The organism is Pseudomonas sp. LBUM1651 (assembly GCF_059716135.1).
Genome location: NZ_CP166805.1, coordinates 5,854,277 through 5,876,312 on the forward strand (window position 1 = coordinate 5,854,277; position 22,036 = coordinate 5,876,312).

General features: G+C 61.5%; 18 protein-coding genes. 5 read left to right on the plus strand and 13 right to left on the minus strand.

Features of this window, described 5'->3' with window-relative positions; all coding sequences use genetic code 11:
- Positions 1-24 precede the first annotated feature (24 nt).
- Complete coding sequence (locus tag ACA066_RS27465) at positions 25-1,080, minus strand: HAD family hydrolase (protein ID WP_497697364.1); 1,056 nt, start codon at positions 1,078-1,080, stop codon at positions 25-27.
- Between the two features lie 241 nt (positions 1,081-1,321).
- Between ACA066_RS27465 and ACA066_RS27470 the strand changes: the two genes are divergently transcribed.
- Positions 1,322-2,713 carry an L-cystine transporter gene (locus tag ACA066_RS27470; protein WP_497697365.1) on the plus strand — a complete coding sequence of 464 codons (1,392 nt, stop codon included), beginning with the start codon at positions 1,322-1,324 and terminating at the stop codon, positions 2,711-2,713.
- Positions 2,714-2,828: 115 nt separating this feature from the next.
- Here ACA066_RS27470 and ACA066_RS27475 read toward each other — a convergent pair whose 3' ends face one another.
- Positions 2,829-3,341: a dihydrofolate reductase gene (locus ACA066_RS27475; protein WP_497697366.1), complete on the minus strand. Its 513-nt coding sequence runs from the start codon at positions 3,339-3,341 to the stop codon at positions 2,829-2,831.
- A gap of 85 nt (positions 3,342-3,426) precedes the next feature.
- Here ACA066_RS27475 and ACA066_RS27480 point away from each other — a divergent pair, with 85 nt between their 5' ends.
- A complete protein-coding gene (locus ACA066_RS27480) occupies positions 3,427-4,797 on the plus strand; it encodes a DUF2868 domain-containing protein (RefSeq protein WP_497697367.1) in 1,371 nt (456 codons plus the stop codon).
- Positions 4,790-6,166: a GTPase/DUF3482 domain-containing protein gene (locus tag ACA066_RS27485; protein ID WP_497697368.1), complete on the plus strand. Its 1,377-nt coding sequence runs from the start codon at positions 4,790-4,792 to the stop codon at positions 6,164-6,166. The genes ACA066_RS27480 and ACA066_RS27485 overlap by 8 nt, the downstream gene beginning before the upstream one ends.
- A 126-nt stretch (positions 6,167-6,292) precedes the next feature.
- Here the strand turns inward: ACA066_RS27485 and ACA066_RS27490 are convergent, their stop codons facing one another.
- From ACA066_RS27490 to ACA066_RS27520, 7 genes are all read right to left on the minus strand, one after another.
- Positions 6,293-6,850 (minus strand): phosphonate degradation HD-domain oxygenase, encoded by a 558-nt coding sequence (locus ACA066_RS27490; RefSeq protein WP_497697369.1) that lies wholly within the window; start codon positions 6,848-6,850, stop codon positions 6,293-6,295.
- Positions 6,850-7,983 carry a TIGR03364 family FAD-dependent oxidoreductase gene (locus tag ACA066_RS27495; protein WP_497697370.1) on the minus strand — a complete coding sequence of 378 codons (1,134 nt, stop codon included), beginning with the start codon at positions 7,981-7,983 and terminating at the stop codon, positions 6,850-6,852. Before ACA066_RS27495 ends, ACA066_RS27490 begins: the two co-directional genes overlap by 1 nt.
- Before the next feature lie 143 nt (positions 7,984-8,126).
- Positions 8,127-9,152, minus strand: coding sequence for a putative 2-aminoethylphosphonate ABC transporter substrate-binding protein (locus ACA066_RS27500; RefSeq protein WP_497697371.1), 1,026 nt, complete (start codon positions 9,150-9,152; stop codon positions 8,127-8,129).
- 33 nt (positions 9,153-9,185) lie between these two features.
- Complete coding sequence (locus ACA066_RS27505) at positions 9,186-10,910, minus strand: putative 2-aminoethylphosphonate ABC transporter permease subunit (RefSeq protein WP_497697372.1); 1,725 nt, start codon at positions 10,908-10,910, stop codon at positions 9,186-9,188.
- On the minus strand, positions 10,910-11,986 hold the full coding sequence (locus ACA066_RS27510) for a putative 2-aminoethylphosphonate ABC transporter ATP-binding protein (protein ID WP_497697373.1): 1,077 nt from the start codon (positions 11,984-11,986) through the stop codon (positions 10,910-10,912). Before ACA066_RS27510 ends, ACA066_RS27505 begins: the two co-directional genes overlap by 1 nt.
- Before the next feature lie 204 nt (positions 11,987-12,190).
- Positions 12,191-13,054: a LysR family transcriptional regulator gene (locus tag ACA066_RS27515; RefSeq protein ID WP_497697374.1), complete on the minus strand. Its 864-nt coding sequence runs from the start codon at positions 13,052-13,054 to the stop codon at positions 12,191-12,193.
- 16 nt (positions 13,055-13,070) lie between these two features.
- Complete coding sequence (locus tag ACA066_RS27520) at positions 13,071-15,350, minus strand: heavy metal translocating P-type ATPase (protein ID WP_497697375.1); 2,280 nt, start codon at positions 15,348-15,350, stop codon at positions 13,071-13,073.
- 85 nt (positions 15,351-15,435) lie between these two features.
- Between ACA066_RS27520 and cadR the strand changes: the two genes are divergently transcribed.
- On the plus strand, positions 15,436-15,885 hold the full coding sequence (gene cadR, locus ACA066_RS27525) for a Cd(II)/Pb(II)-responsive transcriptional regulator (protein WP_214379574.1): 450 nt from the start codon (positions 15,436-15,438) through the stop codon (positions 15,883-15,885).
- A gap of 124 nt (positions 15,886-16,009) precedes the next feature.
- On the opposite strand, the gene ACA066_RS27530 is transcribed toward cadR, so the two are convergent.
- From ACA066_RS27530 to ACA066_RS27540, 3 genes are all read right to left on the minus strand, one after another.
- Positions 16,010-16,981 (minus strand): thymidylate synthase, encoded by a 972-nt coding sequence (locus ACA066_RS27530; RefSeq protein ID WP_497697376.1) that lies wholly within the window; start codon positions 16,979-16,981, stop codon positions 16,010-16,012.
- Positions 16,982-17,029: 48 nt separating this feature from the next.
- Complete coding sequence (gene lgt / locus ACA066_RS27535; protein ID WP_497697377.1) at positions 17,030-17,836, minus strand: prolipoprotein diacylglyceryl transferase; 807 nt, start codon at positions 17,834-17,836, stop codon at positions 17,030-17,032.
- 83 nt (positions 17,837-17,919) lie between these two features.
- Positions 17,920-18,702 carry a sulfite exporter TauE/SafE family protein gene (locus tag ACA066_RS27540; RefSeq protein WP_497697378.1) on the minus strand — a complete coding sequence of 261 codons (783 nt, stop codon included), beginning with the start codon at positions 18,700-18,702 and terminating at the stop codon, positions 17,920-17,922.
- A gap of 132 nt (positions 18,703-18,834) precedes the next feature.
- On the opposite strand from ACA066_RS27540, the gene ACA066_RS27545 reads away from it, so the two are divergent.
- The gene (locus ACA066_RS27545) at positions 18,835-19,581 is read left to right on the plus strand and encodes an NRDE family protein (protein ID WP_497697379.1); all 747 of its coding nucleotides are present in this window, start codon (positions 18,835-18,837) and stop codon (positions 19,579-19,581) included.
- 161 nt (positions 19,582-19,742) lie between these two features.
- On the opposite strand, the gene ptsP is transcribed toward ACA066_RS27545, so the two are convergent.
- Complete coding sequence (ptsP, locus tag ACA066_RS27550; protein ID WP_497697380.1) at positions 19,743-22,022, minus strand: phosphoenolpyruvate--protein phosphotransferase; 2,280 nt, start codon at positions 22,020-22,022, stop codon at positions 19,743-19,745.
- Positions 22,023-22,036 lie beyond the last annotated feature (14 nt).

A 22,036-nucleotide genomic window follows, 5' to 3' on the forward strand; every position in this document is an offset into this window, starting at 1 on the left:
CGCTCCTACAGTGAATCCAAATCCTTACTGGATTTCTGCCGGCGTCACGATCACCCAGTTCTTGTCCGCCGTCACCGGCAACCCTTCCTTGGCCTGGGCCGCAGCGTGTTTGGCCATCATGCCGTTAATCTGGGTCATGTATTTGTCTTTGCGGTTGACCCACAAGTGGATGCCGCCCTTGGCCACGTCAACATCGTGGAACAGCATGTAACCGTCGCTGCTCGGGGTATCGCCGCCGACCAGTACCGGTTTTTTCCACTCATCGATGTAGGTCAGAATCGCCGCGTGTTTACCGGCCATCCAGGTCGCCGGGGTCCAGAGGTACGGGGTCAGTTCGAGGCCGAGGTTGGCCTTCTCGTCATACTTGCCAGCGGTGATCTGTTTGCGCGCCGTGGTCAGCTCGCCGGACTTTTGATCCTTGAGCAGCAGGCTCACACCGATCACATTCTGCGGTTTGACGTTATAGCCGTACTTCGGATCGGCAGCGACCATGCGCACCAGCTCTTCGGAAGCGGCGGTCATCACGTAGACCTCGATGCCGTTCTCCATCAGCTTGTTGTAGAGCTCTTGCTGGCCGGTGAAGATTTTCGGCGGGTTGACGTCGAGGTTCTTGACCACATCGCCTTCGTAATAAGTCGCAGGCACCGGTTTGCCGGAGGCCATCAACTCGTCGACATAGCCCTTGAGCTCCTGGAGCGTGAAACCGGAGAACACCTGGGCGACCCATGGATAGCAAACCATGTCGTCGACTTCGCAGAGACGGTAGTAGTAGCTGAACAGGCTTTCCTTGTGGTCGGCGGTGTCCTTGAACGGCATCAGTTTCAGGGAGGGGTCGAGTTTGTCGCGGGTGATCAGACCCTTGTTCTCCATGAACGGCAGCAACGACTCTTCGAGGTCATAGCGGTAACTGGTGTTGTCCATGTCGAACACCGCGTAGTTACCCTTGTTCGCGTTGGCCGCGATCATCGCGTCCAGCGCCTTGGCCTGATCGGCCGGCCAGTGCTTCAAATCCGTCGCGAGGACCTGACCGGCGAGGCCGAGGCAAAGCGCTGCTGCCAGAAATTTCGGTGCGAACTTCATTGGCGTTTTCTCCCTGAATGAAAGTCGTCGACGCTAACAAATAAGTGTGACAGTCCTCGTCTGTCCGCGACGGCCAACGCACCTATCGCGCCAGCTGCATCCCTGTGAGCGACACCCGCTTATTCCAAAAACGACAGTTATCAGACTTTTTTGGTATTAATTCATTGTAAATCAAGCTGTTAGGCTTGCCGGTTCGCAGCTGCCCCGGAAGGCAGTTGGCACATGTCTAATGGGAGTTCCAATGAATCTACCGCTGATTCTCAACCTGCTGGTGTTCCTCGCCCTGCTCGTCGCACTGGCACAAACCCGTCACACGACGTGGAGTCTGGCTAAAAAAGTCCTGCTCGCTTTGGTGTTGGGCGTTGTGTTCGGTGTCGCACTGCACACGATTTACGGTGCCGGCAACCCGGTGCTGAAAGCCTCGATCGGCTGGTTCGATCTGGTGGGCAACGGTTACGTGCAGTTGCTGCAAATGATCGTGATTCCGCTGGTGTTCGCCTCGATCCTCAGCGCCGTGGCGCGCCTGCACAACGCTTCGTCGCTGGGCAAGATCAGCTTCCTGACCATCGGCACGCTGCTGTTCACCACCGCTATCGCGGCGTTGATCGGTATCGGGCTGACCAACCTGTTCGGCCTGACGGCTGAAGGGCTGGTGGCCGGCACGCAGGAAATGGCCCGTCTGCAAACCATTCAGACCGACTACGCGGGCAAGGTCGCCGACCTGAATGTGCCGCAGCTGCTGCTGTCGTTCATCCCGCAAAACCCATTCGCCGACCTGGCCCGCGCCAAGCCGACGTCGATCATCAGCGTGGTGATTTTCGCGGCCTTCCTCGGCGTCGCTGCCCTGCAACTGCTGAAGGATGATGTCGAGAAAGGTCAGAAAGTGATCAACGCCATCGACACCCTGCAAGCCTGGGTGATGCGTCTGGTGCGACTGGTGATGAAGCTCACCCCTTACGGCGTATTGGCCCTGATGACCAAAGTGGTTGCCGGTTCCAACCTGCAAGACATCATCAAGCTCGGCAGTTTTGTGGTGGTGTCCTACATCGGCCTGGGCCTGATGTTTGTGGTCCACGGCGTGCTGGTGTCGGCGGCCGGGATCAACCCGCTGCGCTTCTTCCGCAAGATCTGGCCGGTGCTGACGTTTGCCTTCACCAGCCGCTCCAGCGCGGCGACGATTCCGCTGAGCATCGAAGCGCAGACCAGCCGCCTGGGGATTCCACAGTCCATCGCCAGTTTCGCCGCATCGTTCGGTGCGACCATTGGCCAGAACGGCTGTGCCGGCCTGTACCCGGCGATGTTGGCGGTGATGGTGGCGCCGACCGTGGGCATCAACCCGCTGGATCCGCTGTGGATCGCGACGCTGGTGGCGATTGTGACGCTGAGCTCGGCCGGTGTGGCGGGCGTGGGCGGTGGCGCGACGTTCGCGGCGCTGATCGTGTTGCCGGCGATGGGCTTGCCGGTGTCACTGGTGGCGTTGCTGATTTCGGTTGAGCCGCTGATTGATATGGGTCGTACGGCGTTGAACGTGAGCGGTTCGATCACGGCCGGGGCGATTACCAGCCAGATCATGCAGCAGACGGATAAAGAATTGCTGGATGCGGATGAGCATTCGGAGTTGGCTCACGCTTAAGCGGCGTCAGTTAGATCGCTATCGCGGGCAAGCCTTGCTCCTACAGATTTGATGTCGATCGCGAAAATTGCGTACGACTCAAACCCTGTAGGAGCAAGGCTTGCCCGCGAAGCTTTTAGGCTTTTTCCCAAACCTCAAAGTTGTAAGCCGGCTTATCCCCTTCGGCAGGATTCGGCACATTCGACACCAACTTCCACTGCTTCAAATCAAACTCCGGAAACCACGCATCCCCTTCCGGGCTCAACGCCACACGCGTCAGATACAACCGATCCGCCTGCGCCAACCCTTGCGCATACAACTGCGCCCCGCCAATCAGCATCAGTTCATCGACACCCTGCTCCTTCGCCCATTCCTCTGCGCGAACCACCGCAGCTTCCAGCGACGGAAAAACTTCCGCGCCTTCCAGCACCAGATCCGCCTGACGACTGACCACGATGTTCAACCGGCCCGGCAGCGGACGACCGAGGGAATCCCAGGTCTTGCGACCCATGATGATCGGCTTGCCCAAGGTGGTGGCCTTGAAGTATTTGAAGTCCCCAGGCAGGTGCCAGGGCATGCTGTTGTCGACGCCGATCACGCGGTTTTCACCGAGGGCTGCGATCAGGCTGAGGGGGAGTGATTTAGTCATGCCGGCGAGGATACCAGAGCCTCGCGTACCCCGATAAGCGCCACAGCGGTTATGCTCACAGCTCAATTGAGCGACGGGATGCCGCGTGACTGAACTGAATAACCTCTGGCTGACAGAAACCATCCGCCTGCGTGAAGAACACGCCGGCCCTCTGGATGATCTGGAAGCCAACAGACTGGCCCGCACCGCCGGCGGCGATCTGCCGACGCGGATTTCGCGCCGCGCCGTGTGGCTGGCCGAGCGCGATGGGCTGACCGAAGCCCTCAGGCATTGGCTGCAAGGCGCGCGACTGGCGCTGATCGTGATGGCGGTGCTGGCCGTGGTCAGCGGCGCCGGGCTGGCGTTTGCCGCGCTGGGTGACGGTCAGACGCCGGTGAATGTGTTCTGGGCCTTGGGCAGCTTGCTCGGGCTGAACCTGATTCTGCTGCTGAGCTGGGCCATGGGCCTGGTGTTTGCCGGCGAACACGGCGCGACGCTGGGACGCTTGTGGTTGTGGCTCAGTGAAAAACTCGCCCGCGACGCCAAAGCCGCGCAACTGGCGCCCGCGCTGCTGTTGTTGCTGCAACGACAAAAACTCAATCGCTGGGCGCTCGGCGTGTTGGTCAACGGTTTGTGGTTGCTGGTGATGCTCAGCGCGCTGGTGGTTCTGCTGATGCTGATGGCGACCCGGCGTTATGGCTTCGTCTGGGAAACCACCCTGCTCAGCGCCGACACCTTCGTGACCATGACCCAAACACTGGGTGCGCTGCCCGCCCTGTTGGGGTTCAACGTGCCAACGGTGGAGATGATCCGCGCCAGTGGCGATGCCGCGCTGAACATCGAAAGCGCCCGCCAGGCCTGGGCCACGTGGCTGGTCGGCGTGTTGGTGGTTTACGGCATTGTGCCGCGCCTGCTCCTGGCGCTGTTCTGCCTGTGGCGCTGGAAAAGCGGCCGAGCAAACCTGCATCTGGACCTGAACCTGCCCGGTTACGCCCAACTGCGCGAACGCCTGATGCCCACCAGCGAACGCCTGGGCATCAGCGATGCCGCGCCCGCGCAACTTCATCGGGTGGAAAGCGGCGTCAGCAATCTGCAAAGCGATGGCGCGTTGCTGGTGGCCATCGAGCTGGACGATCAACGCCCATGGCCGCCACAACTGCCTGAAAACGTGAGCGACGCGGGCATCCTCGACAGTCGCGAATCGCGTAACAAACTCCTTGAGCAGCTCAGCCGTTTCCCTCCGGCCCGCCTGGCCATCGCCTGCGATCCACGACGTTCGCCAGACCGAGGCAGCCTGGCGCTGATCGCCGAACTGGCTCGCAGCGCCAGCGCCACCCGCGTCTGGTTGCTGCAAGCGCCGCCCGGCGAAGCACTGGACGCCGAGCGCCTCGGCGACTGGCACGTGGCACTGCAACAGTTGGAGCTGCCCTTCGCCGACTGCGCGCCGCTGAACTGGCTGGAGACTGGCCATGACTAATCCGTGGAAAGCGCCGTTGAAGCTTGCCGTGGTCGGCCACACCAACGTCGGTAAAACCTCACTGCTGCGCACGCTGACCCGTGACGTCGGTTTCGGCGAAGTCTCCCATCGCCCCAGCACCACGCGGCATGTCGAAGGCGCGCGGTTGTCGGTGGACGGCGAACCCTTGCTCGACCTGTTCGACACCCCCGGCCTCGAAGACGCCATCGCCCTGCTCGACTATCTCGAACGCCTGGAGCGCCCCGGCGAACGCCTCGACGGCCCGGCGCGGCTGGCGCGTTTTCTTGAAGGCAGCGAAGCCCGACAGCGTTTCGAGCAAGAAGCCAAAGTGCTGCGGCAACTGCTCACCTGCGATGCCGGCCTCTATGTGATCGACGCCCGCGAACCGGTGTTGGCCAAGTACCGCGACGAACTGGAAGTGCTCGCCAGCTGCGGCAAACCGTTACTGCCGGTGCTGAATTTCGTCAGCAGTGCCAACCACCGCGAACCGGATTGGCGCGAAGCGCTGGCACGGTTGGGCTTGCACGCCCTGGTGCGTTTCGACAGCGTCGCGCCCCCGGAGGATGGCGAACGTCGGCTCTATGAAAGCCTCGCTTTGCTGCTGGAAAACTCCCGCGAGCAACTGGAGCGTCTGATCGCTGATCAGCAGGCCCAGCGTCTGGCCCGACAGCAAAGTGCGGCGCGGTTGATTGCTGAATTGTTGATCGATTGCGCGGCATGCCGGCGTAGCGTGGCCAGCGACGCTGAACAGGAACAGCAGGCGATCAGCGAGCTGCACAAAGCCGTTCGCCAACGGGAACAGCGCTGCGTCGAAGCCCTGCTCAAGCTCTATGCCTTCCGCCCGCAGGACGCGGCGGCCAGTGATCTGCCGCTGCTCGATGGCCGTTGGGGCGATGATCTGTTCAACCCGGAAACCCTCAAGCAACTGGGCGTGCGGCTCGGTGGCGGTATCGCGGCCGGCGCGGCGGCCGGGGCCGGGGTGGATCTGCTGGTCGGCGGTTTGACCCTCGGCGCGGCGGCATTGGCCGGCGCGATTGCCGGTGGCGCGCTGCAAACCGCGCGCAGTTATGGCAGCCGGTTGCTGGGCAAGATCAAGGGTCAACGCGAATTGACGGTCGATGACAGCGTGTTGCGGTTGTTGGCGTTGCGTCAGCGGCAGTTGTTGCAGGCGCTGAACGCGCGCGGGCATGCGGCGATGGACAGCATCCAGGTCGCCACGCCACAGGACAAGACCTGGCGCGAAGGCAAACTGCCCGAGGCCCTGAACAAGGCTCGAGCGCATCCGCAGTGGTCGTCGCTTAATCCACAGGCGAAGTTGAGTCAGGCGGAGCGGCAGGAGCAGGTTGAGGTGTTGGCGCGGCAGTTGTAAATATTGGTGATTGAGGTGGTCAGGCAGGCCCCATCGCGAGCAGGCTCCCACATTGGATCTGTGACCGACGCAAATCCCTTGTGGGAGCGAGCCTGCTCGCGATGGTAGCGACTCGGTTTCGAGGCTTTACACGGTCAACAGCCGCAACGCCTTGTCCTTCAAGATGCCAAGATCAATCACCGGCACCCACATCTCCTTGGCCAGCTCATCCCACTGGCGCATGCGCAAACTGACCTCGCACAACGGGTCCTGCTCGAAAGCTTCCGCCTGCGCCTCAGTCATCACCCCGCCCTGGTATTCCAGGGTGCGACGGCTGGCTTCGCTCAAGCGTTCGTAATACCCAGGCTCTTTGAGCGTCAGATAACGCTTGGCTTGCACGTGGTATTCCACCAGCCGCGCCACGCGTTCACTGAAACCTGCGCGGCGCAGATAATCAGCGCCCAGCCTTTCGTGACTGACCACGCCGAAACCGCCCATGTTCTCCGCACTCTCGGCGCAGATGTGCCCGATGTCGTGGAAGAACGCGGCGAGCACCACTTCGTCATCGAAGCCTTCCGCCATGGCCAGTTGTGCGGCCTGGGACATGTGCTCGATCTGCGACACTGGCTCACCGATGTAATCGCTGTCGCCAAAACGTTCGTACAGCGCGAATACTTCGTCGATCACTTGCGCAGTGCGGTCCATCAAAGCTCTCCCAATACAGTCGCGACATTACGTTCTGCCATGGCCGGCCCGACACTCATGCCGACGCCGGTGTGCATCAGCGCCACGCTCACGCCCGGCATCGGCCGCAGGAATGAAAACGGTCCTGGCCCGCGGGATCCATAGACACCCTGCCAGCGCTCGACCACTTGCACCTTGCAGCCCAACGTCTGCTCGGCCAGTTCGATCATCCAGTCGTCCACTTGCTCGGCGTTGAATGGCGAGGCGTCGCTGCCATAGTGATGGGAGTCGCCGATGATCAATTCACCGTAAGGCGTCGGGCTGATCAGCAGGTGAATGCCGTTTTCGTGCAGGTGCGGTTCTTCACGCAGGATGTGCGCCTGCACCGCCGCCGCTTCCGGCAGATCGGCGAAAGCGCCGTAGTGCACGCAACTCAAACCGGTGAGCAGCGCGTGTTGCAGGTTGAGGTTGATCTGCGGGCGGGCGCGAAGCATTTGCAGCCGGCAGATTTGCGGGTCAAGCGAAGCGATCGGCTCGGCCAGCAAGGTCTGATAATCGTGGCCGGAGCAGACGATGATTTGCTCGGCGCTGAAGGTGCCGGCGGTGCTGTGCAAGCGGCCGGGCTCGATGTCGCGCACGAGGGTGGAGAAGTGAAACTCGACGTTCATTTCGCGGCGCAGGTAATCGACCAACGCCGGGATCGCTTCGCGGGAATACAGTTGTTGATCGTCCATGCCGTGCAGCGCGGCGCGGTGATGGCTGAACTGGCCACCGTATAAATCGCGCAATGCAGCACCGCGCAGCAGGTCGACGCGGTAACCGTGTTCCATGGCTCGTCCGGTGCAAAAAGCTTCCAGCAGGTGTTCTTCGGCTTCGGTGCGGGCGAACAGGTATGAGCCGTTGCGCTTGAGCTGCAGGCCGGCCAGTTGCGCCCATTGGCCCCAGATCTCGCGGCTGGCTTTGGCCAGTTCGAGCATAGGGCCCGGTGGTTGGCCGGTGACGAGGGCCTGGCCGAAGTTGCGCACCGAGGCGCCGAGCGGGGTTTCGCTGCGTTCGAAAACCGTGACCTTGAGACCGCGTCGGGCGGCAGCGTAGGCGTGGGACAGGCCGAGGATGCCGGCGCCTACGATCAGCATGTCGTTGGGGTGTGTCATGTGGACTTGTCCTGAATTTGAGACCGCTATCGCGGGCAAGCCTTGCTCCTACAGGTGTTGTGTCGTATACAAAATTTGCGAACGACATAAGTCTGTAGGAGCAAGGCTTGCCCGCGAAGGGGCCCTGTCAGCCAATAGAGATCTTACTTGGCAGCCACTTTCTCGGACTTGCCGTCATAACGCTTGCGCCACTCGGTCAGGATCTCGTCGCGATTTTTCGACGCCCAGGCAAAGTCGTTCTTGATCAAACGCTGCTCATAATCCGCCGGCAACTCAGTCTGCGGCTTGGCAATCCCCGGCTGCGCAAGCACCGCGAAGTTCTCTTTATAAAGCTCCATCGCCGCCGGGCTGACCGAGAAGTCAGCCAGTTTCTTCGCCGCGTCTTCATGCGGTGTGCCCTTGATCACAGCGGTCGCTTCGATCTCCCAGCCCAGGCCTTCTTTCGGCAGGATAATGTCCAGCGGCGCGCCCTGGCGCTTCAACTGAACGGCCGGGTATTCAAAGGAAATACCAATCGGGAACTCGCCCGCAGCCGCCAGTTTGCAAGGCTTGGAGCCGGAGTGAACGTACTGGCCGATGTTCTGGTGCAGGTCGTCCATGTACTGCCAGCCCTGCTTCTCGCCGAAGGTTTGCAGCCAGGCGCTGACGTCGAGGAAACCGGTGCCGGACGAGGCCGGGTTTGGCATGACGATCTTGCCTTTGTACTCAGGCTTGGTCAGGTCCTGCCAGCTAACGGGCTTGGTCAAACCCTGTTTCTTGGCTTCGACGGTGTTGAAGCAAATGGTCGCGGCCCACACGTCCATGCCAACCCAGGCTGGCGGGTTGGCGGCGTCGCGGTAGTTGCCGCCGATCTTGCCCAGGTCCTTCGGCGCGTAGCTTTGCAGCATGCCTTGCTGATCGAGAATCGCCAGGCTCGAAGCGGCCAGGCCCCAGACAGCATCAGCCTGTGGACGGGCTTTTTCGGCCAGCAGTTTGGCGGTGATGATGCCGGTGGAGTCGCGTACCCACTTGATCTCGACGTCCGGGTTGGCCTTTTCGAACGCTTCTTTGTAGGTCTTCAGTTGCTCGGCTTCGAGGGCGGTGTACACCGTCAACTCGGTGGTCGCCGCGAAGGCGTTCAGGCTGAAAGCGGTGAGGACAGCAGCGGCCAGGGCCATAGGCTTGAACATGGTCTTTTCCTGTTGTTGAGTTGAGGGTGTGAGTCAGTTGCCGGGCGCGGTCTGCCGCCAGGCCTGGGAGCGGCGCAACACACCGCGCGAGGCCCAGGCCAGCAGCAGGGACACGCCCGCCGAGGTGAACAGAATCAGGGTCGACATCGCCGCCGCCCCGCCGACGTTGCCGGCGTCATCCATGTTCAGCACCGCCACTGCCGCGAGGATGGTGTCGGGGCTGTAGAGGAAGATCGCCGCCGAGACGGTGGTCATGGCCGAGACGAACAGGTAGCGCACGATGTCCAGCAGCGCCGGCAGGCAGATCGGCACGGTAACCCGCAGGTAATGCCGATACAGCGGCGCCTTGAGCGACAGCGCGGCCGCTTCGAACTCGGCGTCGAGTTGACGCAGCGCCGTGGTCGCCGTCATTTGCGCGGTGGTCAAATAGTGAGCAATGGTGCAGACCACCAGCAGGGTCATGGTCCCGTAGAGCACATGCAGCGGGTTGTCGGTGAGGTTGAAGAAGAAGACATAACCCAGGCCCAGCACCAGACCCGGCACCGCCATCGGTACGAAACTGAGCATGCGCAGTGTCAGATTCAGTCCGCGTTGCCCTTTGGTTTTTTCCATCAGGTACGCGCCGGTGAAGATCAGCACGCTGCCGATCAACGCTGTGCACAGGGCCATTTTCACGCTGTTGCCGTAGGCCAGCCAGCCACCGCCCGCCGTGTCGTTGAACTGGTAATGGTTGAGCGACAGCGACAGGTTGTACGGCCAGAATTTCACCAGCGACGAGAACACCGCCATGCCGAACACCAGCAGCAACACCGCGCAGATCAGCAGCACAATGGCGAGGTAGCAGCCGTCGCGCAGCTTCGACGGTGCCGGTTGAAAGACCTGCGCCCGACCGCTCATGGAATCACCGTGACGCCGACGCAACCAGGCATCGACCGCGAAGCTGAACAGCGCCGGCAGCAGCAGGACCATGCCGATCAACGCACCACGTCCGAATTGTTGCTGGCCGACCACCGCTTTGTAGGCTTCCAGCGCCAGCACTTGATAGTCGCCACCGACCACCACGGGCACGCCGAAGTCGGTGATGGTCAGGGTGAATACAAGGCAGAACGCTGCGAACACCGCCTGACGGGTTGCCGGCCAGGTGATGCTGCGAAAGGCTTTGGCCGGACTGGCGCCCATGCTGGAGGCGGCATCGAACAGACGCGCATCCGCCAGGGACAGCGCCGACAGCAAAATCATCAGTGCGTGTGGGAAGGTGTAGATGACCTCACCCAGCACAATGCCCCAGAAGCCGTAGATATTGTCCGAGAGCAAACCGCGCAACATGCCCTGATTGCCGAACAGGTAAACCAGCGCAATACCCGGCAGCATCGACGGCGCCATCAGCGGCAACAGCGACAGGCCGCGCCAGATGCCTTTGCCCGGAATCAACGTGCGTTGCAGGGCGTAGGCAAACAGGTAAGCCAGCGGTACGACAATCGCCGCCACGCTGAGGGAAACCTTCAGGCTGTTGCCGAGCAGCCAGTGGAAATTCGCACTGGTCACCAATTCACGCGCAGCCACCAGACCGCCGCCCTGCCCGGCCTCCGAACTGAAGCCTCGCCAGAAGATTGCCAGCAACGGCATCAACACCGCGATACCGAGCAACACCAGCAAAAGCACTTTGCCACCGACCATGAACACCCGGTCGCCGATCTCGGCACGGGAGGTCTGCCGAACCTGCTTGTGCGGTATCGGCAGCGCGATGTTCGCGCTCATCAGGCAAACACCTGCAGGCTGCGCGGCGGCAAGGCGACCATGATTTGCTGGGCGCCAAGGCGCGGCATGGCTTCCGGCGCCAGTTCAGCGAGTAATGCGTGACCCGGCAGTTGATCAAGTTCGAAGCTCATTCGGCAGCGGTTGCCGAGGAAGGTGATTTCGCGAACCTTGGCCGGGAACAGGTTTTCCTCATGCACCAGCGGGTTGACGTTGATCGCCTCGGGGCGGCAGAACAACCGGCCCGACGCGGTTTTTGCACTGCCGTCCGCCAGGCGCACGTTCATCCCGCCGACTTGGGCGTGGCTGTCGCTGTTGCGGTGGAACGGCAGCCAGTTGCCCTGACCGACAAACTCCGCCACGAACGGCGTGGCCGGGCGGTCGTAGATTTCCTGCGGCGTGGCGTACTGCTCGACCTTGCCGTTGTTCATCACAGCGATGCGGTCGGCCATCAGCATGGCCTCGTCCTGATTGTGCGTGACCATCAGGGTGGTGATACCGAGGTTGCGTTGAAGTTGGCGCAGTTCGGTGCACAGATGCTCGCGGACCCGGGCGTCGAGGGCCGACATCGGTTCATCCAGCAGCAACAACGAAGGCGCCGGCGCCAAGGCACGCGCCAGTGCGACACGTTGCTGCTGGCCGCCGGACAATTGGCCGGGGTACTTTTTCTCACTGCCGGTCAGGCCGACCAGCTCCAGCATCTGACCGACGCGCTTGCGCACTTCATCGCGACCGCTGCCGGCGAGGCCGTAGGCAATGTTCGCTTCGACGGTGAGATTGGGGAACAGCGCGTAGGACTGGAACAGAATTCCATAGTCGCGGGCTTGAGGCGCCAGGTGGGAAACGTCGCGATTGCCGAGGTACAACTCGCCGCTGTCCTGTTTCTCCAGACCGGCGATGCAATGCAGCAAGGTGGTTTTGCCACAACCCGACGGACCCAGCAGGCACACCAGTTCACCGGCCGCCACGTCGAGGGAAACGTTATCCAGCGCGGTGAAGGCGCCAAAGCGTTTCTGCACGCCGCGCACCTTCATCGGGGCGCCGGGGTTGGTCAGGGCAGTTGCGATCGAGTGGTTCATGGACAGGCCTCATCTAGCAGATGAAGGCCATCCTAGGGACGTAATGCGTCCGTCATGTGGCAGTGAGGCAAAAACGGCTGATAGTGGTATTCGGGGATTTGGGTTGGTGCGGCGGTGTCCCGACAGACGCCTTCGCGGGCAAGCCTCGCTCCTACAGTTGATCGCATCCCCCTGTAGGAGCGGCCCTAAGATTCACTACAATTCTCAGGCTGGGGCCATTTCCTGCGCCAACCCGAGAAACGCCGCCGGCAACCGCGCCCCTTTCCTTTCCTTGAGGCAGTACAAATACTCCGGAATCTGCGGCGCATTCTCGATGGTCAGCACGCGCAATTGCGGATCATGCGGCACTTCCTGCCGGGCAATGATGCTGATCCCGATGTTGCGCAGTACAGCCTCGCGAATCGATTCACGGCTACCAATCTCCAGCAACGGCCCGAAACTCACCCCGGCGCTGGCCAGCAATTCTTCGGTCAGACGCCGAGTGGTCGAGCCTGATTCGCGCATCAACAGCGTATGCCCGGCCAACGCGCTGAGCGGCACATGATCGTGCACCGCCAACGGATGATTGCGATGCACCGCCAACACCAGCGGATCGCTGCCGAGCACCCGGCGAATCAGTCGCGCATCGTCAAGCAGTTGCGAGGAAGCGGCGACATCGACCCGGTAATCCTCCAAGGCTTCCAGCACCTGCTGCGAGTTGCCGATTTCCACCGACACTTCCACTTGCGGCAAGCGCTCGCGGAAGGTCTTCACCAGATCGAGAATGTAATACGGCGCCGTGGCGGCGATGCGCAACGTGCCCTGAACCTGACCGCTGTTGCGCAGGAAAAACTCGATGTCGGCTTCCTGCTGCAACAGCGCCTTGACCATCGGCAGCAACCGCGCGCCTTCGTCGCTGACACAGAGGCGGCGGCCGCCACGGTAAAACAGTTCAACCGAATACTGGCTTTCCAGGTTGCGGATCTGCGTGGTCACCGTGGGCTGGCTCAGGCCGAGCTTTTTCGCCGCCAGGGTAATGCTGCCCAGGCGGGCCACCATGTAAAACGCCTTCAGCTCGGCACTCAGCACACCCGCTCCTCATCGATTATTTGCGCAACAGACGCAAACCGTTGAACACCACCAACAGGCTCACGCCCATGTCGGCAAACACCGCCATCCACATGGTGGCGATCCCGGCGAAGGTTACCCCAAGAAAGATAGCCTTGATGATCAAAGCGAGGGCGATGTTCTGCTTGAGGATGCTCGACGTTTGCCGCGACAGGCGGATGAACGCGGGGATTTTGCGCAGATCGTCGTCCATCAGGGCGACATCCGCGGTCTCGATGGCGGTATCGGTGCCGGCGGCGGCCATCGCAAAACCGATTTCTGCCCGAGCCAGCGCCGGGGCGTCATTGATGCCGTCGCCGACCATGCCGACGCTATGGCCCTGGGTATAAAGCGCTTCGATGGCTTGCAGTTTGTCGGTCGGCAGCAGATCACCCTTGGCCTCGTCGATGCCGACTTGCGCTGCAATCGCCTGGGCAGTGTGGACATTGTCGCCGGTGAGCATCAGGGTTTTGATGCCCAGATCGTGCAGCTGCCGGATCGCCTCGCGGCTGGATTCCTTGACCGTATCGGCCACGGCGAACAACGCCAGCGGGCCGGATTTGTCGAGTAACAGCACCACGGACTTGCCCTGTTTCTCCAGCGCAAACAGCTTTTCTTCCAGCTCGGGCGAACACAGGTTCAGCTCTTCCACCAAACGGTGGTTGCCCAAGTGGTAGGTCTGACCGTTGATCTCACCGCGCACCCCGCGACCGGGCAGGGCTTCGAAGTTATCCACAACGAGCGGCGCAGAGGGTTTATCCACAGCGGCGTTGGCGATGGCCAGCGATACCGGGTGATCCGAACGACCGGCCAGTGCTGCCGCAATTGCCGGCGCCGAGGCATCGGCCGTGGGGTCAAGCGACAGGTAATCAGTCTGCACCGGCTTGCCGTGGGTGATCGTGCCGGTCTTGTCCAGCGCCAGGTAGTCGAGTTTGTAACCACCTTCCAGATAGACGCCGCCCTTGACCAGAATCCCTTTGCGCGCCGCTGCCGCGAGGCCGCTGACGATGGTCACCGGGGTGGAAATCACCAATGCGCAGGGGCACGCGACCACCAGCAACACCAGCGCGCGATAGATCCAGTCGAACCATAGCGCGCCCATGAACAGCGGCGGAATGACCGCCACCGCGAGGGCGAGGATGAACACGGCGGGGGTGTAGATTTTCGAAAACTGGTCAACGAAGCGCTGGGTCGGTGCCCGTGCGCCTTGCGCCTGTTCGACGGCGTGGATGATCCGCGCCAGGGTCGAATTATTGGCTGCGGCGGTCACTGAATATTCCAGGGAGCCAGCCTGGTTGATGGTGCCGGCGAACACCTTGTCGCCAATGGTTTTCTCAACCGGCAGGCTTTCACCGGTGATCGGCGCCTGATCGATGGTCGAACTGCCCGACACGACTTCGCCGTCCAGACCAATTCGCTCGCCGGGTCGCACCCGCACTCGCGCGCCCAGCTCGATGGATTTCACGTCTTGCAAGATCCAGCTGCCGTCGGCCTGCAGCACCGTGGCCTGCTCCGGGGTCATCTGCATCAACCCGCTGATGGCGTTGCGCGCACGGTCCAGGGACTTGGCCTCGATCAACTCGGCCACGGTGAACAGGAACATCACCATCGCCGCTTCCGGCCACTGCCCGATCAGGATCGCGCCGGTCACCGCGATGCTCATCAATGCGTTGATGTTCAGGTTGAGGTTTTTCAGCGCGATCCAGCCCTTCTTGTAGGTGCTGAGACCGCCGCTGAGGATCGAGATCAACGCGATAACCGCCACGACCCAGTTGGGCGCCGCGTTGGTGAAATGAATCACTTCGGCGGCCAGCGCGGTCACGCCGGACAGCGCCAATGGCCACCACGGCTTTTTCTCGGACGCGGGAGCAGGCGCTTCGACGCCCTGCTCCAGCGGCTCGGCCAGCATGCCGAGGGACTTGATCGCGTCGATGATCGGCGCGGTGCTCGGCAGGTCATGAGTGACGCCCAGCACGCGGTTGATCAGATTGAATTCCAGTTGCTGCACACCCGCAAGCTTGCCGAGTTTGTTCTGGATCAGCGTCTGCTCGGTCGGGCAGTCCATCGCGTCGATGCGGAAACTGCTCAACCGCGCATTGGCGGTTGGCGCTTCGCTGAGCTTGATCAGCGACGGCGCCGCCGCTTTGGAAGAACAGCACGAATCCCCGTGGCCGCCATGGTCATGCTTCTGCTCAGGCTGCAGCTTGTGGCTGTGATCGTGATCGTGATCGTGATCGTGATCAGCCTCGGGTTTGTGGGTGTGAAGGGAATCGCTCATTGGTTGCGTCCATGAAGGTGCCTGTTGCCAAGTAAAGACCCTGTAGCCACTATAGGGTCAAGCACCCAATTTGGAGATGGCCGTCATGAAGATCGGAGAACTGGCGAAACTCACCGACTGCGCCGTGGAAACCATCCGCTATTACGAGCGCGAAAACCTCCTGCCGGAACCGGCCCGCAGCGACGGCAACTACCGCGTCTACACCCAGGCCCACGCCGAACGCCTGACCTTCATCCGCAACTGCCGCACCCTCGACATGACGCTCGAAGAAATCCGCAGCCTGCTGGCCTTGCGCGACAGTCCGCAGGATCAATGCGAAAGCGTGAATGCTTTGATTGATGAGCACATTCACCACGTGAAGGCGCGGATCGACGGGTTGATGGCGTTACAGGCGCAACTGCTCGACCTGCGCCAACGCTGTGGAGAAGGGCCGGATATTGATCAGTGCGGGATTTTGCAACGGCTGGAAGTGAGTGGCGGGGTTGTGGCGACGGAGGTGGAGCATTCTCATGTGGGCCGAAGTCACGGCCATTAAAAACACCACAAAATCCTGTAGGAGCCGAGCTTGCTCGCGATAGCGGTTTGTCAGGCACATCAATGTTGAATATGCCGCCGCCATCGCGAGCAAGCTCGGCTCCTACAGGGTCTGCGGTCGTTCTTTAGACCGCCATCGGCGCGGTCATCGGCGCGTGATGCTGATAACCCTCAAGCGAAAAATCACTCGGCTCGATCAACTCCAGCCACTCCGGCTGATAAACACCGGTCTTGGCAAACTCCGGCACGCGGTCGCTGATCACCAGCTTCGGCATCGGGAACGGCTCGCGCTTGAGCTGTTCGTTCAGCATGTCCAGATGGTTTTCGTAGACGTGGGCGTCACCGATGAAATAGGTGAACCAACGCGGCGTGTAGCCGGTCAGGCGACCGATCAGGCTCAGCAGCGCCGCGCCTTCGGTGAGGTTGAACGGCGTGCCCAGGCCCAGGTCGTTTGAGCGGATGTAGAGCGTCAGAGAAATCTCTTTGGTCTCGACATTCGGGTGGAACTGGTACAGCAAGTGGCACGGCGGCAAGGCCATTTCATCAAGCTGCGCCACGTTCCAGCCGTGGAACAGGATGCGGCGGCTGCCCGGGTCCTTGATGATGGTGTCGACGCACTGGCGAATCTGGTCGATCGCCTTGTACAGAACCACGTACGCCTGGCCGTCTTCTTCGCCTTCGGCGATCTGACGGTAGCCTTGGCTCAGGGTCTGCTCGATGGCGGCGGTGTTGCTGACCGGGATCTGCTTGTACGCTGGCCATTTGCGCCATTGCACGCCGTAGATCTCGCCGAGGTCGTCTTCACCCTGGCGGAACGGGTTGGCCAGCCATTGCGCGTTTTCGTTGGCGTTCTGATCCCAGACCTTGCAGCCCAGCGCGCGGAATTCCGCGGCGTTGTTCACCCCACGCAGGAAACCGCACATCTCGCCGATGGCCGATTTGAAGGCCATCTTGCGCGTGGTGATCGCCGGGAAACCTTCTTGCAGGTCATAACGCAGCATCGCGCCGGGAAAACTGATGGTGTTCACGCCAGTGCGGTTGGCTTGTTTGGTGCCGTTCTTGATGACGTGGGCGACCAGTTCGAGATATTGCTTCATGAGTTACCTGTGTCCTTGAACCCGGGGCCAGAGCCCCAGGGTTCGAATTTATACAGCTGCCGCTGGAGTCGCCGGGGCGCGGTGATACGCCAGCCAGATCAGGAACAGACCGCCGACGATCATCGGCACGCAGAGCACTTGGCCCATGGTCAGCCAGTTCCAGGCCAGATAGCCCAGTTGCGCGTCCGGTACGCGGACGAATTCGACGATGAAACGGAAGATGCCATAGAACAGCGCGAACATCCCGGACACCGCCATGGTCGGCCGCGGCTTGCGCGAAAACAGCCAGAGGATGGCGAACAGCGCCACGCCTTCCAGGGCGAACTGATACAGCTGCGACGGGTGACGCGCCAGTTGCGCCGGATCGGTTGGAAAGACCATTGCCCACGGCACGTCGGTCGCCTTGCCCCACAATTCGGCATTGATGAAGTTGCCGATACGCCCGGCGCCCAGGCCGATCGGCACCATCGGCGCGACGAAGTCCATCAGCTGGAAGAACGATTTGTTGTTCTTTTTACCGAACCACAACGCGGCCAGCATCACGCCGATGAAGCCGCCGTGGAACGACATGCCGCCCTTCCACACTTCGAAAATCAGCGTCGGGTTGGCCAGATAAGCACTCAGATCGTAGAACAGCACATAGCCCAGGCGACCGCCGACGATAACGCCCATCGACATCCAGAAGACCATGTCGGAGAGTTTCTCTTTGCTCCAGGTCGGGTCGAAACGGTTGAGCCGGCGCGACGCCAGCAGCCACGCACCGCCGATGCCGATCAGGTACATCAGGCCGTACCAGTGGATTTTCAGCGGACCGATAGCCAGGGCCACCGGGTCGATCTGCGGGTAAGGCAGCATTGCGACTCCTCGTTAGAGTTGAAACTTTCAAAATTCCCGGGCGACGCTGCCACCTCAGGATTAAGCCAGGATTGTGCTGTGCGTCAGATCAGAAAATTCAAACCCACGCAGAGCAGCAAAGCGGCGAACAGTCTTTTCAGCAACTTCGGCGATAGCCTGTGGGCCAGTCGCGCACCGAGGCGGGCGAAAACCATGCTGGTCAGGGCAATCCCCAGCAGCGCCGGCAAATAAATAAAACCGAGACTATGGGCCGGCAGCAACGGATCGTGCCAGCCCAGAATCATGAAACTTAATGCACTGGCCAAAGCGATCGGCAAACCGCAGGCCGACGAGGTTGCCACGGCTTGCTGCATCGGCACACTGCGCCAGATCAGGAACGGCACGGTCAGCGAACCGCCGCCAATCCCGAAAATCGCCGAGGCCCAGCCAATTACACTGCCGGCCAGGGTCAGACCGACTTTCCCCGGCACCGTTCGGCTGGCCTTGGGTTTGACGTCCAGCGCCAACTGCACGGCGATAACCAAGGCGAACACGCCGATGATCTTCTGCAGGTTGGGCCCGGAGATCGCTTCGGCGGTCAGCGCACCGAAACCGGCACCGAGCAGAATGCCGACGGTCATCCCGGCAAAAATCGGCCAACGCACGGCGCCGTGGCGATGGTGCTCGCGCACCGCATTGACCGAGGTGAAGATAATCGTCGCCAGAGAAGTGCCGACCGCCAGGTGAGTCAGGATCGACGCATCGAAGCCCTGCAGGGTGAAACTGAACACCAGCACCGGGACGATGATGATCCCGCCGCCCACGCCGAACAGCCCGGCCAGCACTCCGGCACAGGCGCCGAGCGCCAGATAGAGCAGAAATTCCACGCTGTTTCCCCACCCAACCCCAAAACCGAGCGGCATGGTAACGGATGCATGGCCTCGGGCTCCACTGGATGGCGATGGATACCAGCACAATGACTGCGTAGAGTGGGCAAAAAAACACACAAGGACCACCTTATGTGCCTGATTGTCTTTGCCTGGCGCCCGGATCATCCCCAGCCGCTGATCGTGGCGGCCAACCGCGACGAATTCTATGCCCGGCCCAGCCTGCCCCTGGCGCAGTGGCCCGAAGCACCGCAGGTCTACGCCGGTCGCGACCTGGAAGCCGGCGGCACCTGGCTCGGTGTCGGCGCCAACGGGCGCTTCGCGGCGCTGACCAATATCCGTGATCCTCATCAACCGCCCGCCCGAAAATCCCGGGGTGAACTGGTGGCGCGATTTCTCAATGGCGAAATGCCGATTGATGACTACTTGGGCGACGTTGTCGGACGTTCGCTGGAATATGCCGGGTTTAATCTGCTGATCGGCAATGCCAATGAGTTGTGGCATTACAACGCTCGGGCGACTGAGGCGGTGATGTTGCAGCCGGGTGTTTATGGCTTATCGAATGCGGGACTGGATACGCCGTGGCCGAAGTTGCTCAAGGCACGGGCGGCGTTGGAGACGGTTCTGGAGGATCCGCAGCCTGAGGCGTTATTGACGTTGCTGAGTGATGCGCAGACGGCGCCGTTTGCGGAGCTGCCGGATACCGGCGTGGGTTTGGCGACCGAGACGTTGTTATCGAGTGTGTTTATTGCCAGCCAGAGTTACGGGACGCGGGCGAGTACGGCGTTGATTGTTCATGCCGACGGGACGCGGCATCTGGTTGAACGGAGTTTTGGGCCGTATGGCGGGCATTTGGGGGAAGTGGAGATAAAGATCTGACAGTCTGGCAATAAATTGTGGCGAGGGAGCTTGCTCCCGCTCGACTGCGCAGCAGTCGCAAAATGGCAAATGAAGTTTTCTGAATGAAAACTTTGGCCAGATTGGGAGCGCTTCGCACTCCAGCGGGAGCAAGCTCCCTCGCCACAAGGGCCATCAGTGTTTTAGAGGGGTTTGATCGCCGCCGGATTGATCATCCGCGCCAACCCAAGGTTCTTCAGCGCCAACTGCAGCGAGCTGTGGATCACTTGCGGGTTGTCGATGGTCATCAGCTCCGCGAGCAGTTCCTTGGCTTTGCTCAGGTTGATCTGACGCAGCATCCACTTCACTTTCGGCAGGTTGGTGGCGTTCATCGACAGGCTGTCAAAGCCCATCGCCATCAACAGCACCGCCGCCGCCGGGTCACCGGCCATTTCGCCGCAGATGCTCACCGGTTTGCCTTCGGCATGGGCGTCACGCACCACGCTTTGAAGGGCTTGCAGCACCGCCGGGTGCAGGTAGTCGTAGAGGTCGGCGACCCGCGGGTTGTTTCGATCCACCGCCAGCAGGTACTGGGTCAGGTCGTTGGAGCCGACCGACAGGAAATCCACTTGCCGTGCCAGTTCCTTGGTCTGATAAACCGCCGCCGGAATCTCGATCATCACGCCGATCGGCGGCATAGGCACGTCGCAGCCTTCATCGCGGACTTCACCCCAGGCCCGGTGAATCAGGTGCAGGGCTTCTTCGAGTTCATGGGTGCCGGAGATCATCGGCAACAGAATCCGCAGGTTGTTCAGGCCTTCGCTGGCCTTGAGCATCGCGCGGGTTTGTACCAGGAAGATTTCCGGGTGGTCGAGGGTGACACGAATGCCGCGCCAGCCGAGGAACGGGTTGTCTTCCTTGATCGGGAAGTACGACAGCGACTTGTCGCCGCCGATGTCCAGACTGCGCATGGTGACCGGTTGCGGGTGAAACGCGGCGAGTTGCTCGCGGTAGATCGCCAACTGCTCCTTTTCGCTCGGGAACCTCTGGTTGATCATGAACGGCACTTCGGTGCGGTACAGACCGACACCCTCGGCGCCGCGCTTCTGCGCCCGCGCAACGTCCGCCAGCAGGCCGGTGTTGACCCACAGCGGCATGCGGTGGCCATCGACGGTCACGCACGGCAAGTCGCGCAACGCATCCAGCCCGAGGGCCAGTTGTTTCTCTTCCTCGACCACTTCGGCGAACTGCTTGCGCAGCACTTCGCTGGGGTTGGTGTAGACCTCACCGTGATAGCCGTCGACGATCATCTGGATGCCGTCGACCTTGGAATACGGCAGGTCGACCAGGCCCATCACCGTCGGGATGCCCATGGCGCGCGCGAGGATCGCCACGTGGGAGTTGCCGGAACCGAGTACCGACACCAGACCGGCCAGCTTGCCTTCCGGCACCTCGCCGAGCATCGCCGGCGTCAGTTCTTCGCTGATCAGAATGGTATTGTCGGGGTAGACCAGGGTCTGCTGACGCTCTTCCTGCAAGTAGGCAAGCAAGCGACGGCCAAGGTCTTTGACGTCCGAGGCGCGCTCGCGCAGATAGGCGTCGTCCATCAGTTCGAAACGGTTGACGTGATCGGTGACCACCTGACGCAGCGCGCCCTGGGCCCACTGACCGGTCTTGATCACGGTGGTCACTTCGTTGCCCAGCGCCTCGTCGGCGAGCATCATCAGGTAGACGTCGAACAAGGCACGTTCTTCAGGACGCAACTGCGTGGCCAGTTTGGCCGACAACGCACGCATGTCGGCGCGCACGCCTTCAATGGCGGTCTTGAACAGCCCGAGTTCGGCCTCGATGTCGACGATGGTCTTGTCCGGCACCACGTCCAGATCGGCCGGCGGCAGCATGACCACCGCCGTACCGACCGCCGCACCCGGCGAGCCCGGTACGCCGACGAACTTGGCTTCCTGAATCCCTTTGCCCTGACGGCCCAGACCGCGGATCGAACCGGTGGCCTCGGCGTGGGCGATAACGCCGGCGAGCTGCGCGCTCATGGTCACGAGGAAGGCTTCTTCGCCTTCATCGAACTGACGACGTTCTTTTTGCTGAATGACCAACACGCCGACGACGCGGCGGTGGTGAATGATCGGCGCCCCGAGGAATGAGGCGTAGCGCTCTTCACCGGTCTCGGCGAAGTAGCGGTAGCGCGGGTGATCCGCGGCGTTTTCGAGGTTCAGGGGTTCTTCACGCGTGCCGACCAGACCGACCAGACCTTCGTTGGGTGCCATGCTGACTTTGCCGATCGAGCGCTTGTTCAAGCCCTCGGTCGCCATCAGCACGAAGCGATTGGTCTCGGGGTCAAGCAGGTAGACCGAGCAGACCTGGCTGCCCATGGCCTCTTTGACGCGCAACACAATAATCCCCAACGCCGCCTTGAGATCCTTGGCGGAGTTAACTTCCTGGACGATCTTGCGCAGCGTATTGAGCATGGCTCGGGGTCGAA